This window comes from Pseudonocardia lacus (assembly GCF_018531445.1).
Lineage (GTDB): Bacteria > Actinomycetota > Actinomycetes > Mycobacteriales > Pseudonocardiaceae > Pseudonocardia > Pseudonocardia lacus.
In genome coordinates this window covers 26,875-41,335 of record NZ_JAHDTH010000046.1, presented here as the reverse complement: position 1 = coordinate 41,335, position 14,461 = coordinate 26,875, and the positions used below count along the sequence as shown (strand labels likewise).

The window sequence follows — 14,461 nt, the reverse complement described above, 5'->3', positions numbered from 1 at the left end:
GGCGCGGGGGCGGCGGTGACCGGCGGCGGGGCCGGGGCGGCGGTCGTCGGGAACGTGGGGACGGCGACGGGGATGGTGGTCGCGGGCGGCGCGACCGTGGTCGGCGCGGCGTCGGTGGGCGGGGCGGCGGTCGCCGTCTCCCCGCCGGGCGGGGCCGCGGCCTGGCCGTCACCGCCGCCGTCGAGGGCGAGCGAGGCCAGCCCGATGATCCCGGCGATCACCCCCACCCCGACCAGGGCCAGGCCGGCGACCCGACGACGGGACGGCCCTCCGGACGGAGCGGGTGACGTCACGATGGCCTCCAGTGCGGACGATGACCGGCATGTCGGGCGAGTGCCCTGCGGTCATCGTTGCGTCACCAGGGCTCGATGCCCAGCCGACGCGCCGCGCGGGTGCGCTGCCGACTGGCCCGCAGCCGGCGCAGCCGCTTGACCAGCAGCGGGTCGGCCGCGAGCGCTTCTGGGCGGTCGACCAGCGCGTTCAGCACCTGGTAGTAGCGGGTGGCTGACATGTCGAACAGCTCGCGGATGGCCTGCTCCTTGGCCCCCGCGTACTTCCACCACTGCCCCTCGAAGGCGAGGATCTCGCGCTCCCGGCGGTCGAGCTCGCCGACCGCGACGGTGCCTGCCGATCCTGCGCTGCGCCCGGTGGCGGACTCCATCAACGCTCCTCGCGGCCTCGTTCGACGTCCTGACGACAATCGCGAACGACAGCGGTGTCATTACACGCCTGTCATTAGCGGGCGTCATTGAACCACGCTCGTCCGACGGAACCGGCGCAGGCGCGCTGGCCCGCGGCGGCCCCCAGTAGGCTCGTCGGGTGGCGGTCCGACCCATCCGCATCATCGGCGATCCGGTGCTGCACACCCCGACCCGGCCGGTCGAGGTCTTCGACGAATCGTTGAAGGCGCTGGTCGAGGACATGTTCGAGACGATGGCGGCGGCCGAGGGCGTCGGCCTCGCGGCCAACCAGGTCGGTGTCGACCTGCGGCTGTTCGTCTTCGACTGCCCCGACGAGCAGACCCGCACCCGCGTGCGCGGCGTCGTGGTCAACCCGGTCCTGGAGACCTCCGAGCGGCCAGAGGGCATGCCCGACGAGGACGAGGACGACGAGGGCTGCCTGTCGGTGCCCGGGGAGGTCTTCCCCACCGGGCGCGCGGAGTGGGCCCGGGTCACCGGCGTCGACGTCGACGGCGCGCCGGTCGAGGTGGAGGGTCGCGGGTTCCTGGCCCGCTGCCTGCAGCACGAGACCGACCACCTCGACGGCATGCTCTACGTCGAGCGCCTGGTCGGGCGGTGGGGGCGCGCGGCGCGCAAGCAGGTGCGGCGCAACGGCTGGGGCAGGCCGGGGCTGTCCTGGGACCCCTCCACGCAGCAGGCCGAAGAGGTCTGAAGCGCGCGTACGCTGGTCCTGCAACGGTGTAATCGCCGCAGGAGGTCCCGGTGGACGAGCTCGACTCCTACTCCCGCACGGTCAGCGCCGTCGCCGCCGAACTCACCGCCCGCGTGGCGGCCGTGCAGGTGCGGCGGGGCAGCGGCTCGGCGGTGCTCGTCGAGGTCGACGCGGACGACGGCGCCGTGCTGGTGACGAACGCGCACGTGGTCGGCGACGCCGACCGCGGCCGCGCGGAGTTCGTCGACGGCACCGGGCTCGACGTGGCGGTCGTCGGCACCGACCCGCTGTCCGACCTCGCCGTCCTGCGCACGCGCTCGACCACCGGCCTGCCCACCCCGGCGCGGCTCGGTGACGCCGACGAGCTGGTCGTCGGCCAGCTGGTGGTGGCGGTGGGCAACCCGCTCGGCCTGGCCGGCTCGGTGACCGCGGGTGTGGTCAGCGCGCTCGGTCGGGCGCTGCCCACCCGCAGCGGCCGCGCCGGGCGGGTCGTCGAGGACGTCATCCAGACCGACGCCGCGCTCAACCCCGGCAACTCCGGCGGCGCGCTCGCCGACGGTCGCGGCCGGGTGGTCGGCATCAACACCGCGGTGGCCGGGGTCGGGCTGGGGCTGGCGGTGCCGGTCAACGCCACCACCCGGCGGATACTGGCCGCGCTCCGCGCCGACGGCCGCGTCCGCCGGGCGTACCTGGGCGTCGTCGGCAGCCCGGCGCCCGTCCCGGCCGCGGTCGCCGACCGCTACGCCCGCACCAACGGCCTGCGCCTGGTCGAGGTGGTCCCGGGCAGCCCGGCGGCGCGGGCCGGGCTGCGGGCCGGCGACCTGGTCCTCGACGTCGGCCGCACGCCGGTGCACGACGCCCAGGGCATCCAGCGCCAGCTCTTCGGCGACGCGGTCGGCGTCCCGCTCCCGGTGACGGTGCTGCGCAACGGCGCCATGGTCGACGTGATCGCGGTCCCCACCGAGCTCGGCTGACCCGTCGAGAACGAACCTGTCGTGATCAACAGGGCTTTTTGATCACGACAACTTCGTTCTCGACGGTGGGGTCAGTCCTGGACGAGGCCGTTCTCCCAGGCCCACGCCGCGATCTCGACCCGGTTCCGGGTCGACAGCTTGGCGTGCACGTTGGTCAGGTGGGTCTTCACCGTCGACAGCGAGACGAACAGCTCGGCGGCGATCTCGGAGTTCGTCCGGCCCCTGGCCACCGCCCGCACCACGTCGAGCTCGCGCGGTGAGAGCGCCCCGGTCACCGCGGAGCGGGCCTTCGGCGCGGCGGACAGGTGCTCCAGCAGCCGCACCGTCACCGACGGCGAGACCAGCGCGTCGCCGTTGGACGCCGCCCGCACCGCCTCCACCAGCAGCCGCGGCCCGGCGTCCTTGAGCAGGAACCCGCAGGCGCCCGCGCGCAGCGCGCCGTAGACGTACTCGTCGAGGTCGAAGGTGGTGACCACGACGACCCGGGGCGGCTCGGGGTCGGAGGTGAGCGCCTTCGTGGCGGCGAGGCCGTCGAGGTCGGGCATCCGGATGTCCATCAGCACGACGTCGGGCTTGAGCCTGCGGGCCAGCTCGACGGCGGCGACCCCGGTGCCGGCCTCGCCGACCACCTCCACGCCGTCCTCGGCGGACAGGATCAGGCGGAACCCCGTCCGCACCATCTCCTGGTCGTCGGCCAGCAGTACCCGGATCACCGGACTCCCTCCAGCGGCAGCCGCGCGGCCACCGTCCACACCCCCGGCGCGGTCGGCCCGGCGCTCAGGTCCCCGTTCAGCGCCGACACCCTCTCAGCCATCCCGGCCAGGCCGAACCCGCTGGTCCCACCGCGCGGAGTCGCTGTCGCCTTCACGCCATCGCTGCGCACCGCCAGGTGCAGGGCGTGGTCGCGCAGCCGGATGTCGATCTCGACGACGGTCGCCTCCGGGGCGTGCCGGCGCACGTTGGTCAGCGCCTCCTGCACCACCCGGTAGCCGGTGGCGGCCACTCCCGCGGGCAACACGGCGCGCTCCAGGCCGGGGTCGGTGCTCAGCCGGACCATCCGGGCGTCCGGGTCGAACCGCTCGACGAGCGTGCGCACCTCGGCGAGCTCGGCACCGGGGGTGCGGGCGCCGTCGCCGTCCTGGCCGCGCAGGACCCCGACCATGCTGCGCATCGCGGCCAGCGCGTCGGTGCCGGCGGTCTCGATGGCGGTCAGGGCGCGGTCGACGTCGTCGGGGGAGGTGCGGGCGACCACGGCCGCGGCCTGCGCGGCGACCACGATGCCGGTGACGTGGTGGGCGACGACGTCGTGCAGCTCGCGGGCCAGCTCCATGCGCTCGCTGGTGCGGACGTCCTCCAGCGCGACCCGCCTGCGCGTCTCGACCTCGCGCAGGGCGAGCCCGATGGCGACCGCGCCGCCCCAGCCCACCGCGCAGATCACCGCGAGCGAGAGCTCGCCGGCGATCCGGCCCAGCGGCGCCCACACGATCGCCACCGCCGCGGCCGCGGTGAGCAGCATCGCCGTGCGCAGGTTGCTGCCGCGCAGCACGGAGACCACCAGGATGGCCAGCGCCAGCTGCTCGGTGAAGGAGAACCCGCGCAGCACCATCGTCTCGAGGTAGTCGCCCTGCGTGGCACCGACGATCTCGGCCTGCAGGGTGAACGCCAGCGACACCGCGATCGCGAGCGCCGCCACGACGTCGCGGCCCACCCGGGGGAAGCGGCGCAGCAGCGCCAGCCCGGCGACCGTCACCGCCGCCGGGATCGTCATCATCGAACCGCCGGCCGTGCCCATGACGACGTCGATGGCGAACCAGAAGCCGAGCGCCACCAGCTCGGCGATCAGCCCGAGCCGCTGCCGCAACCAGCGCAGCCTCCGGATCACCCGGCCAGGCTAGTGCGGGCGCGGCCGACGACGCCCTCGGCCGGAAGTACGAACCGCCCGCCGGGGCTCTGGCCGTCCGGCCGAGGTGCGGGCTGGCCGTCGACCGCCAGTGTCTGCGTCCATGACGGACACCGCCACCGCGCTCCCCGGCCGGGCCACGGGCCCCGCCCCGGACGCCGCGCCGCCCGCACTGCGCGGGATCGCGCTCACCCACCGCTTCGGCGCCACGACCGTGCTGCGCGAGGCCGACATCACCGTGCACCGGGGCGAGGCGGTCGCGGTGACGGGGCCGTCGGGCTCGGGCAAGTCGACGCTGCTGCACTGCCTGGCCGGCATCCTGGTGCCGCAGAGCGGGCAGGTGTGGCTGGGCGCCGACCGGATCGAGGGCTGGTCGGAGGCGCGCCGGACCCGGCTGCGCGGGTCGCGGTTCGGGTTCGTGTTCCAGTTCGGCCAGCTGCTGCCCGAGCTGCCGGCGGTCGAGAACGTGGCGCTGCCGCTGATGCTGGGCGGGATGGGTCGCCGGCAGGCGGTGGACGAGGCCCGCAAGTGGTTCGCCCCGCTCGGCCTGGCCGGGTTGGAGGAGCGCAGGCCCGGGCAGCTGTCCGGCGGCCAGGAGCAGCGGGTGGCGATCGCCCGCGCGCTGGTCACCGGGCCGGACGTGGTGTTCGCCGACGAGCCGACGGGCGCGCTGGACAGCGCCACCGGCCGGCACGTGATCGACCTGCTGGCCGGGCTGGTGGCGCGCACGGGCGCCGCGCTCGTCGTCGTCACCCACGACGCCGAGGTCGCGGCCCGCTGCCACCGCACGGTCGTCCTGCGTGATGGCCGCACGGGCGGTGCGGCATGAGCGCAACGCCGCCCTCCCCGCCGCCGCCCGGAGTTCAGGAAAGCCACGTTCCGGTCCCCACGGGGCAGCATCGTGGCTTTCCTGAACCGGGGGCGGGGGGACGCGCGGGGGCGCGGGGCGGCGGACGGCTGGTCCGGGCGGTGGGGTTGAGTCTTCGGCTGCTGCGCCTGGGCGGGCGACGGGCGTGGACGGCGGCCGGGCTGATGGGGGCCGGCGTCGCGGTCGGCACGCTGCTGCTCGCCGTGGCGGTGGGCGCCCTGCACGGCTGGGACGCGCGCGAGTCGCGCACCGGGTGGCGCCCGGCGGCGCAGGGCCCGGAGACGACGGATGTGCCGGCGTCGGCGGTGGCGCTGGTGCGCACGACGTCCGACCGGGTCGCCGGGCAGCCGCTGCAGGTGGTGGACGTGGCGGCGGTCGGCACCGGGACCGGCCCCGCCGACGTCCCGCCCGGGTTGCCGCACGTGCCGGCTCCCGGTGAGCTGTGGGTGTCGCCCGCGCTGGCCGAGCTGCTGCGGGAGCTGCCGGCCGACCGGTTGGCCGACCGGTTCGGTGGCGTCGCCCCGACCGGGACGATCGCCGCCGAGGGGCTGCGCGACCCGGCGGAGCTGGTGGCGGTGCGGGGCGCGGCCGCGCCGCTGCCGGGGGGCGCGGCGCTGGACTCGTTCGCCGGTTCCCCGCTGCAGCTCGACGAGATCGAGGTGTACCGGCAGCTGACGGTCGTCGCCGTGGTGCTGATGGGGGTGCCGGCGGTGGGGCTGCTCGGCGCGGCCGCCCGGTTGAGCGCCGCCCGGCGGGTGCGCCGGCTGGCCGCGCTGCGGCTGCTGGGCGCGGGGACCGGGCAGGTGACCGTGGTGGCGGTGGCCGAGGTCGCCGTGGTGGCCACGGCGGCGGCGGTCGCCGGGGCCGCGGCGCAGTGGGCGCTGGCCCCCGCGCTGGCCGCGATCGAGCTGGGCGGCTCCGGCTGGTACGCCGACGACCTGCGCCCGTCGCCCGTCGCGCTGCTGGTGGTCGTCGCGGCGGTGGCGCTGCTGGCCACGCTGGCCGCGGTCGGCGGCACCCGGCAGGTGGTGGTGGGGCCGCTGGGGGTGGCCAAGCGGGACCGCCCGGGCGGGGCGCGGCTGGTCCGGCTGCTGGGCGTGGTCGCGGCGGTCGCGGTGTTCGCCGCGGCGAACGCGGTCATGCGGACCGGTAGCCCGGACGTGGCCGGGCTGGTGTTCGGCGGCGGGATGCTGGCGCTGTTCGGGGCGGCGTCGCTGGTCGGGCCGCTGGTCGTGCGGCTGTGCGGGCGGGCGATGGCGCGCTCGGCGCGCACACCCGCGGTGCTGCTGGCCGGGCGCAGGCTGCTCGACGACCCGAAGGGCGCGTTCCGGCCGCTGGCCGGGCTCACCCTGGCGGTGTTCGTGGCCGGCTTCCTGGCCCCGCTGACCGCGACGGTCAGCGGGACCTTGGCCGCGGACGACGTCGCGCTGCGGATGGACCCGCGCGACGGGCGGCCCGCGGTGGTGGCCGAGGCGGTGCAGCGGCGGCTCGCGGACCAGGAGCTGGCGGCCGAGGTCACGACGACGCGCAGCGAGGTCGCCGTCGTGCCGGGCCCGGGCGTCGACCGCGACCGGGTCCGCACCGCCCTCGCCCCGCTCGCGCCGGGCAGCTCGCTGCTCACCGAGGCCGAGCGCGACGGCCAGGGCAGCGTGCTGGTCGGCGACCTGGTCCGGGGCGCGCTGGTGGTGCTGTCCGGCACGTTCGTGCTCGCCGCCACCTCGGCCGGGACGACGGCCGCGGCGCGGGTGCTCGACCAGCGCGACACGCTGCGCAGGCTCCGCCTGGCGGGCACGCCGCTGGCCGTGCTGGACGCGGCCCGGCGCATCGAGACCGTGCGCCCGCTGCTCGTCAACGCGGCCATCGCACTGGCACTCGGGCTCATCTGCGCTGCGCCGTTCGTCGCGCTGACGGAAGTGTTCGATCCGGCCGCACTCGTGCTGCTGGGTTCGGTCCTCGCCGTCGGGCTGCTGCTCGTGGTGCTGGCCTCGGCGGCCAGCCGGCCGCTGCTGCGGGCCGTCACCGCCGAACGCGGCGGTGACGAATGACAGGCGGGGACGAATGCGGGACGGGCCCGTGGACGACCACACGATCGGAACCGATGGGAGAACGATGAGCGAGTTCGCGAGCGGATCACCGGCCCGGCGCGAGGACCCCGGCTACGCGGTGCGGACCGCCGCGCTGGTCAAGGTGTACGGGCGCGGCGCGGCCGCCGTCCGCGCGCTGGACGGGGTGAGCCTGGACGTCCCGGCCCGCCGCTTCACCGCGATCATGGGGGCGTCCGGCTCCGGCAAGTCGACGCTGATGCACCTGATGGCCGGGCTGGACACGGCCACGTCCGGCTCGGTGCTGCTGGGCGGCACCGAGCTGAGCCGCTGCGGCGACGCCGAGCTGACCGCCGTGCGGCGCACCCGCGTCGGCTTCGTGTTCCAGGCGTTCAACCTGCTCCCGCAGCTGACCGCCGAGCAGAACATGGAGCTGCCGGCCCGCCTCGCCGGCGTCCGCCCCGACCCCGCCTGGCGCCACCACCTGGTCGACCTGCTGGGCCTGCGGGCCCGCCTCGACCACCGGCCCACCGAGCTGTCCGGCGGGCAGCAGCAGCGGGTGGCGCTGGCCAGGGCGCTGCTCACCCGCCCGGAGGTCGTCTTCGCCGACGAGCCGACCGGCAACCTGGACACCGTCACCGGCCACGAGGTGCTGGAGCTGCTGCGGCACTCGGTGGGCGACCTGGGGCAGACGGTCGTCATGGTCACCCACGACCCCGTCGCGGCGTCCTTCGCCGACCAGGCCGTGCTGCTGCGCGACGGGCGCCTGGCCGGCTCCCTGCCCTCCCCGCGCCCGGAGGAGGTGCTGTCCGCGCTGGCCGGGTTGTCCCGGTCCGTGGCGTGACGTCCCCGGCGCTCCCGGCCCGGGCCGCACGCGACGAGAGTGGCTTTCGTCCAGCCAGATTGGGCGAGAGCCACTCTCGTCCGCCGAGGTCGCCCGTCGAGCGGCGGGCCGACCGGGGCTCAGCGGCCGGTCAGGACTCGATCGGGTCGAGCACGAAGACCGGGATCTGCCGGGTCGTCTTCTTCTGGTAGTCGGCGTAGTCGGGGTAGGCCGCCACGGCCCGCTCCCACCACTGCGCCTTCTCCTCGCCCTCGACCTCGCGGGCGATGTAGTCGCGGGTGACCGTGCCGTCCTGCAGCTCGACGTGCGGGTCGGCCTTGACGTTGTGGTACCAGACCGGGTGCTTCGGGGCGCCGCCCAGCGACGCCACGATCGCGTAGCGGCCCTCGTGCTCCACGCGCATGAGCGGGACCTTGCGCAGCTTGCCGCTCTTGGCCCCGCGCGTGGTCAGCAGGATCACCGGGATGCCGCGGATCGTGGTGCCGTCGGTCGTGCCGTTGGCCTGGATCTTCTCGGTGTGCTTGCGGACCCAGTCGGTCGGGCTCAGCTCAGTCTCTCCTTGAAGGGGCATGTCCCGATCCAACACAGCGGCGCGGTGATTTGCTCCGCGGGTCACCCGCTACCGTCGCCGCCATGGGGGAACCGGCCGTGGGGACGACACCGCCGCGGGTCATGACGATCGCCGGCACCGACTCCGGGGGCGGCGCGGGCGTGGCCGCCGACCTGCGCGCGCTGACCGCCTGCGGGGTGCACGGGTGCGTCGCGGTCACCGCGGTGACCGTGCAGAACTCGCTCGGCGTGTCCGACGTGCACGTGCTCCCGCCCGAGACGGTGGCGGCGCAGATCATCACGGTGGCCTCGGACATCGGCCTGGACGCGGTCAAGACCGGCATGCTGGCCGGCACCCCGACCGTCGAGGCGATCGTCGGGGCGTGCGACGAGGTGGGGATCGGCGTCGGCGGGCGCACCCCGCTCGTGCTCGACCCGGTCGCCGCGTCCATGCACGGCGACCAGCTGCTCGCCGACTCCGCGCTCGACGCCTTCCGCTCCCTGCTGTTCCCGCGGGCGACGATCGTGACGCCCAACCTCGACGAGGTGCGGCTGCTGGTCGGCATCGACGTGCACGACCGCAAGGGCCAGTACGACGCCGCCCGCGCGTTCCACGACCTCGGCGCGCGCCACGTCCTGATCAAGGGCGGTCACCTGGTCGAGGACACTGAATCCTGCGTGGACCTCTACTCCGACGGCACCGGCTTCACCGAGCTGCCCGGGCCGCGGTTCGACACCGGCAACACCCACGGCGGCGGCGACTCGATGGCGTCGGCGATCGCGGCCGCGCTGGCCCGGGGAGCGTCGGTGGCCGACGCCGTCGCGTTCGGCAAGCGCTTCGTCACCGAGGCGGTGCGCAACTCCTACCCGCTCGGTGCAGGTCACGGACCGGTGTCCAGCATGTGGACGGTCCGTCACTGGTGGGAGTAGCCCGCCGGCGGACACGCGACAAGGAGCCGTCGCGCGATGTTGCCGGGCGAACTAGGGTCCCGAATCGATGAGCATCATGGGCACGCGCGTCCGCCGCGTCGAGGATCCGGTATTCCTCACGCGGGGCGCCACATACACAGACGACCTCACCGACGAGCGGCTGTCCGGTGCCCTGCACCTGACGTTCGTCCGCTCCCCAATGGCCCACGCCCGGATCACGAGCGTGGACGCGACGGCAGCCCGGGAGGCCCCGGGCGTCGTCGCCGTCATCACGGCCGAGGAGATGGACCTCGAGCCGACCAAGCACTTCCCCGCCGTTCCCGACGCCATGGCCCGGCCGTGGTTGGCCAAGGACGTCGTGCGGTTCGTCGGCGAGCCGGTCGCCGCCGTGCTGACCGAGCAGGCCTACCAGGGCGAGGACGCCGCCGAGCTGGTCGAGGTCGACTACGACCCGCTGCCGGTGGTGACCACCCTCAAGCAGGCGGCCACCGACGAGACGCTGCTGTTCCCGGAGGCGGGCACCAACTTCGCGGTCCCGTCCTTCGGCAACGACGACTTCAGCGACGACCTCTTCGAAGGGTGTGAGGTCGTCGTCACTCGGGAGATCGTCAACCAGCGCGTCGCCGCGGCGCCGCTGGAGACCCGGGGCGCGGCCGCGGCGTGGGGCGAGGACGGCCGCGTCACCCTGTTCCTGTCCACCCAGAACGCCCAGCAGAGCAAGGGCGAGGTGGCCGGCTGGCTCGGCGTCGACCCGGCGCAGGTCCACGTCATCACCCCCGACGTGGGCGGCGGGTTCGGGGCCAAGATCGGCGCCGACCCGGAGTTCGCGCTGGTCGCCTGGGCGGCCCGGCACGTCAAGCGCCCCGTGCGCTGGAACGAGTCGCGCTCGGAGAACATGACCGGGATGCTGCAGGGCCGCGCCCAGCTGCAGACCATCACCATCGGCGGCAACCGCGACGGCAAGGTACTGGCCTACCGGCTCGACGTGCTCGCCGACGCCGGCGCCTACCCGCGGATCGGCACCGCGCTGCCGACGTTCACCCGCATGATGGCCGGCGGCGTCTACGACATCCCCAAGGTCGAGACCCGGGCCAGGGTGCTGGTCACCAACACCACCTCCACCGGCGCCTACCGCGGCGCCGGGCGCCCGGAGGCCACCGCGGCCATCGAGCGGGCGTTCGACCTGTTCGCCGCGGAGATCGGCATGGACGTCGCCGAGGTCCGCAAGCGCAACGTGCCCCCGCCGGACGCGTTCCCGTTCACCAACAAGGGCGGCGCGCAGTACGACACCGGCGAGTACGCCAAGGCGATCGACACGGTGCTGGAGGCCGGGGGCTACCAGGCCCTGCGCGCCGAGCAGAAGGCCCGCCGCGAGCGCGGCGACGTCATGCAGCTCGGCATCGGGCTGTCCTGCTTCGTGGAGATCACCGCGGGCGGGATGGCGGCCGAGGACGCCACGGTCGAGGTGCACGCCGACGGCACCGTCACGGTGCTCACCGGGACCTCACCACACGGCCAGGGCCATGCGACGGCCTGGGCGATGCTCGCCAGCGAGAAGCTCGGCATCCCGGTCGAGAAGATCACGGTCAAGCACGGCGACACCGACCTCATCCCCAAGGGCGTCGGCACGATGGGCTCGCGCAGCCTGCAGTCCGGCGGCGTGGCGGTCTACAACGCCGCGGGCGAGCTCGCCGACCTGGCCAAGCAGCGGGCCGCCGAGCTGCTGGAGGCCAGCGTCGACGACCTGGAGGTCGCCGAGGGCGAGGTCCGGGTGGCCGGCACCGGCACCGGCATCACGCTGGCCCAGCTGGCCGAGAAGGACCAGCTCCGCGTCGAGACGCACTGGGACCAGCAGCTGCCCACGTTCCCGTTCGGCGCGCACCTGGCCGTCGTGGAGCTGGACACCGAGTCCGGGAAGGCGGTCGTCGAGAAGATCATCACCATCGACGACGCCGGCACCATCCTCAACCCGCTGCTCGCCGAGGGGCAGCGCCACGGCGGCATCGCCCAGGGCATCGCCCAGGCGCTGCTGGAGGAGGTCGTCTACGACGCCGACGGCAACCCGCTGACCGCCACCTTCGCCGACTACGGCATCCCCTCCGCGGCCGAGCTGCCCAGCTTCACGCTGCTCACCATGGAGACCCCGACGCACCTCAACCCCATCGGGGCCAAGGGCATCGGCGAGGCGGGCACCATCGGCGCCACGCCCGCCGTGCAGAGCGCGGTCTGCGACGCGGTCGCGCACCTCGGCATCCGGCACATCGACATGCCGGCCACCCCGCTCCGGGTGTGGGAGGCCATCAACGCCGCACAGAACGGCACCGCGACCACGAACGGGAGCGACGCATGACCGTCAAGGTCGAGATCACCGTCAACGGCGAGTCCACCAGCGCGGACGTCGAGCCCCGCCTGCTGCTCGCGCACTACCTCCGCGACCAGTTGGGGCTCAAGGGCACCAACGTCGGCTGCGACACCACCTCCTGCGGGGCGTGCACCGTCCTGCTGGACGGCGAGTCGGTCAAGTCGTGCACCGTGCTGGCGGTCCAGGCCGACCAGCAGTCGGTCACCACGATGGAGGGCCTGTCCAGCGACCCGGAGAACCTGCACCCGGTGCCGGCGGCGTTCCGCGCCGAGCACGGCCTGCAGTGCGGGTTCTGCACCCCGGGCATGGTCATGGCCGCGGTCAGCCTGCTGGAGGAGAACCCCAAGCCCACCGAGAAGCAGGTCCGCGAGGGCCTGGAGGGCAACCTCTGCCGGTGCACCGGCTACCACAACATCGTCCGCGCGGTGCTGGCCGCGTCCGGTCAGGACCCCGACAAGGCCGAGGGTTCCGAGCCGGACGTCGTCGCGCCGGGCTTCTCCACCGGGAGCGGCGCATGATCCCCGTCGGATTCGCCTACGAGCGCCCGTCCAGCGTGGACGGCGCGCTGGCGCTGCTCGCCGAGCACGGCGAGGAGGCCTCGGTGATGGCCGGCGGGCACTCGCTGCTGCCGGTCATGAAGCTGCGCCTGGCCGCGCCCGAGCTCATCATCGACATCAGCAAGCTGTCGGAGCTGAGCTACGTCAAGGTCGACGGCGACGAGGTCGCCATCGGCTCGGGCACGAAGCACCGCACGGTCGAGGCGTCCGAGGTGCTGGCCGCCGAGGCGCCGCTGCTGGCCGCCGTGGCCCGCACCGTCGGCGACCCGCAGGTGCGCCACCGGGGCACCATCGGTGGCTCGCTCGCGCACGCCGACCCGGCGTCCGACCTGCCCGCCGCGGTGCTCGCGCTCGGCGGCACGGTGGTGCTGCGCAGCCCGCGCGGCACCCGCTCCGTGCCGATCACCGAGTTCTACACCGGGGTGTTCTCCTCGGTGAAGGAGCCCGACGAGCTGATCGTCGAGATCCGGGTGCCCCGCACCGGTGGCGCCGGGTGGGCGTACGAGAAGTTCACCCGCCGGGCCAACGACTGGGCGGTCGTCGGCGTCGCGGTGGTCGACGGCCGGGTCGGGCTGGTCAACATGGGCCAGACCCCGCTGCGGGCCACCGCCACCGAGGAGGCGCTGGCCGCCGGCGCGTCGATCGCCGACGCCGCCGCGCTGGCCGACCAGGGCACCGAGCCCCCCGAGGACCTCGCCGGCACCAGGGAGTACCGCCGGCACCTGGCCCGGGTGCTCACCAAGCGGGCGCTCACCACCGCCGCCGGCGGCTGATCGTCCCCGCCCACCCGGCCCCGCCGACCCGGCCGACTCGGTTCAGGAAAGCCACGATGCTGCCCTCTGCGGGCAGCATCGTGGCTTTCCTGGCGTTCGGGGGGCGGGGGTGGGACAGGGGTGGGACAGGCTCGGAGCGAGAAAGTTCGGTGGATTTGTGTGATCCGCGGTGGGGTCGGGAACGTGACCATCGTGACCGCCGAGACCCCCGATTCCGGCCCACGGGTCGTCGCGGGGCGGTACGTCCTCGGGCGAGTGCTGGGGACGGGCTCCTCCGCGGTGGTTCGCAAGGCCCGTGACCTGCGCAGCGGCGCCCTGGTGGCGCTGAAGCTGTTCCACCGCGGCGCGAACGCCGTCGACCTGCGCCAGCAGCGCCAGGAGATCGAGGCGCTCTCGCGCCTCGACCACCCCGCGCTGGTCGGGCTGCGCGACGGCGGCAGCGTCGAGGGGCGCCCCTTCGTGGTGACCGACCTGGTCAACGGCCCGTCGCTGGACGTGCGGCTCAAGGAGGGCCCGCTCGACCCGTCCGCCGTGCGCCGGGTGGGCCTGCACGTGGCCCGCGCGCTCGACCACGTCCACCAGGCCGGCTACATCCACCGCGACGTCAAGCCGGCCAACGTCCTGCTCGGCGACGACGGCCGCGCCCGCCTCGCCGATTTCGGCATCGCCCGCGCCGTCGACGGCACCGCGGTCACCACCACCGGCTGCATCGTCGGCACCGCCGCCTACCTGGCTCCCGAGCAGGTCCGCGGCGAGCGGGTCGGCCCGCCGGCCGACGTGTTCGCGCTGGGCCTGGTGATGCTCGAGGCGCTCACCGGGCGCCGGGAGTACCCGGGCCGGGCCATGGAGTCCGCGGTCGCCCGCCTGCACCGCGTGCCCACGATCCCGGCCGGCCTGCCCGGTGGCCTCACCCGGCTGCTCGCCGCCATGACCAGCCCCGACACCGCCGCTCGCCCGACCGCGGCCGAGGTGGCCGAGGCCCTCACCGCCGCGGAGGCCCCCGCCGCCGACTCGCCGCCCACTGGCCCGACCCCCGTCGTGACGCCCGTGGTGATGCCGGAACCGGCTGCGGTCGGCCGGCACCGGCGCGCCGTGCTGGTGCCCGTCGCCGCGGCGGCGCTGCTGCTGGTCAGCCTGGTCGGGGTGCTGGCGTTGATGATGGGCGTCGGCCCGGTCGGCGCGGAATCCGCCGACCCGGTCGCCAGGTTCCCCGCCGTGCAGCCCGTCCCGGCGGTCGTCGAGGCGGTCCTCCCCGACGGCCCCTGACTCC

Annotated in this window: 14 protein-coding genes and 1 pseudogene; 10 read left to right on the top strand and 5 right to left on the bottom strand. The window is 75.0% G+C overall.

Translation table 11 applies throughout. The features are described from left to right. Positions 1 to 293, bottom strand: a pseudogene (locus tag KIK08_RS12800) (LytR C-terminal domain-containing protein); the annotation flags it as partial. 62 nt (positions 294 to 355) lie between these two features. Then, the gene (gene napA, locus KIK08_RS12795; protein WP_214403308.1) at positions 356 to 661 is read right to left on the bottom strand and encodes a nucleoid-associated protein NapA; all 306 of its coding nucleotides are present in this window, start codon (positions 659 to 661) and stop codon (positions 356 to 358) included. 158 nt (positions 662 to 819) lie between these two features. On the opposite strand from napA, the gene KIK08_RS12790 reads away from it, so the two are divergent. Together KIK08_RS12790 and KIK08_RS12785 are read left to right on the top strand one after the other, a co-directional pair. Continuing rightward, positions 820 to 1,392, top strand: a complete 573-nt coding sequence (locus tag KIK08_RS12790; protein ID WP_214403307.1) for a peptide deformylase — start codon at positions 820 to 822, stop codon at positions 1,390 to 1,392. A 50-nt stretch (positions 1,393 to 1,442) separates the two neighbouring features. Continuing rightward, entirely contained in the window at positions 1,443 to 2,366 is a 924-nt protein-coding gene (locus KIK08_RS12785; protein ID WP_214403306.1) for a S1C family serine protease, read from the top strand. Positions 2,367 to 2,437: 71 nt separating this feature from the next. On the opposite strand, the gene KIK08_RS12780 is transcribed toward KIK08_RS12785, so the two are convergent. Both KIK08_RS12780 and KIK08_RS41700 read right to left on the bottom strand, forming a co-directional pair. Next, the gene (locus KIK08_RS12780) at positions 2,438 to 3,079 is read right to left on the bottom strand and encodes a response regulator (protein WP_214403305.1); all 642 of its coding nucleotides are present in this window, start codon (positions 3,077 to 3,079) and stop codon (positions 2,438 to 2,440) included. After that, complete coding sequence (locus tag KIK08_RS41700; RefSeq protein WP_214403304.1) at positions 3,076 to 4,248, bottom strand: sensor histidine kinase; 1,173 nt, start codon at positions 4,246 to 4,248, stop codon at positions 3,076 to 3,078. The genes KIK08_RS12780 and KIK08_RS41700 overlap by 4 nt, the downstream gene beginning before the upstream one ends. Before the next feature lie 121 nt (positions 4,249 to 4,369). Here KIK08_RS41700 and KIK08_RS12770 point away from each other — a divergent pair, with 121 nt between their 5' ends. From KIK08_RS12770 to KIK08_RS12760, 3 genes are all read left to right on the top strand, one after another. After that, positions 4,370 to 5,095: an ABC transporter ATP-binding protein gene (locus KIK08_RS12770; protein WP_214403303.1), complete on the top strand. Its 726-nt coding sequence runs from the start codon at positions 4,370 to 4,372 to the stop codon at positions 5,093 to 5,095. A gap of 140 nt (positions 5,096 to 5,235) precedes the next feature. Continuing rightward, entirely contained in the window at positions 5,236 to 7,179 is a 1,944-nt protein-coding gene (locus tag KIK08_RS12765; RefSeq protein ID WP_214403302.1) for an FtsX-like permease family protein, read from the top strand. Positions 7,180 to 7,243: 64 nt separating this feature from the next. After that, positions 7,244 to 8,020 (top strand): ABC transporter ATP-binding protein, encoded by a 777-nt coding sequence (locus tag KIK08_RS12760; RefSeq protein WP_214403301.1) that lies wholly within the window; start codon positions 7,244 to 7,246, stop codon positions 8,018 to 8,020. Positions 8,021 to 8,150: 130 nt separating this feature from the next. Here the strand turns inward: KIK08_RS12760 and KIK08_RS12755 are convergent, their stop codons facing one another. Further along, positions 8,151 to 8,591 carry a nitroreductase family deazaflavin-dependent oxidoreductase gene (locus tag KIK08_RS12755; protein WP_214403300.1) on the bottom strand — a complete coding sequence of 147 codons (441 nt, stop codon included), beginning with the start codon at positions 8,589 to 8,591 and terminating at the stop codon, positions 8,151 to 8,153. Positions 8,592 to 8,653: 62 nt separating this feature from the next. On the opposite strand from KIK08_RS12755, the gene thiD reads away from it, so the two are divergent. From thiD to KIK08_RS12730, 5 genes are all read left to right on the top strand, one after another. Continuing rightward, positions 8,654 to 9,499 (top strand): bifunctional hydroxymethylpyrimidine kinase/phosphomethylpyrimidine kinase, encoded by an 846-nt coding sequence (thiD, locus tag KIK08_RS12750; protein ID WP_214403299.1) that lies wholly within the window; start codon positions 8,654 to 8,656, stop codon positions 9,497 to 9,499. Between the two features lie 67 nt (positions 9,500 to 9,566). Next, positions 9,567 to 11,849 (top strand): xanthine dehydrogenase family protein molybdopterin-binding subunit, encoded by a 2,283-nt coding sequence (locus tag KIK08_RS12745; protein ID WP_214403298.1) that lies wholly within the window; start codon positions 9,567 to 9,569, stop codon positions 11,847 to 11,849. Beyond that, complete coding sequence (locus tag KIK08_RS12740) at positions 11,846 to 12,379, top strand: (2Fe-2S)-binding protein (protein WP_214403297.1); 534 nt, start codon at positions 11,846 to 11,848, stop codon at positions 12,377 to 12,379. The genes KIK08_RS12745 and KIK08_RS12740 overlap by 4 nt, the downstream gene beginning before the upstream one ends. Further along, positions 12,376 to 13,191 (top strand): FAD binding domain-containing protein, encoded by an 816-nt coding sequence (locus KIK08_RS12735; protein ID WP_214403296.1) that lies wholly within the window; start codon positions 12,376 to 12,378, stop codon positions 13,189 to 13,191. The genes KIK08_RS12740 and KIK08_RS12735 overlap by 4 nt, the downstream gene beginning before the upstream one ends. 183 nt (positions 13,192 to 13,374) lie before the next feature. Further along, entirely contained in the window at positions 13,375 to 14,457 is a 1,083-nt protein-coding gene (locus tag KIK08_RS12730) for a serine/threonine-protein kinase (RefSeq protein WP_214403295.1), read from the top strand. Positions 14,458 to 14,461: the final 4 nt, after the last annotated feature.

Coding starts and splice junctions, on each gene's coding strand:
- napA (WP_214403308.1), bottom strand. CDS start 661: ATGGAGTCCGCCACCGGGCGCAGCGCAGGATCGGCAGGCACCGTCGCG.
- KIK08_RS12770 (WP_214403303.1), top strand. CDS start 4,370: ATGACGGACACCGCCACCGCGCTCCCCGGCCGGGCCACGGGCCCCGCC.
- KIK08_RS12760 (WP_214403301.1), top strand. CDS start 7,244: ATGAGCGAGTTCGCGAGCGGATCACCGGCCCGGCGCGAGGACCCCGGC.
- KIK08_RS12755 (WP_214403300.1), bottom strand. CDS start 8,591: ATGCCCCTTCAAGGAGAGACTGAGCTGAGCCCGACCGACTGGGTCCGC.
- thiD (WP_214403299.1), top strand. CDS start 8,654: ATGGGGGAACCGGCCGTGGGGACGACACCGCCGCGGGTCATGACGATC.
- KIK08_RS12745 (WP_214403298.1), top strand. CDS start 9,567: ATGAGCATCATGGGCACGCGCGTCCGCCGCGTCGAGGATCCGGTATTC.
- KIK08_RS12740 (WP_214403297.1), top strand. CDS start 11,846: ATGACCGTCAAGGTCGAGATCACCGTCAACGGCGAGTCCACCAGCGCG.
- KIK08_RS12735 (WP_214403296.1), top strand. CDS start 12,376: ATGATCCCCGTCGGATTCGCCTACGAGCGCCCGTCCAGCGTGGACGGC.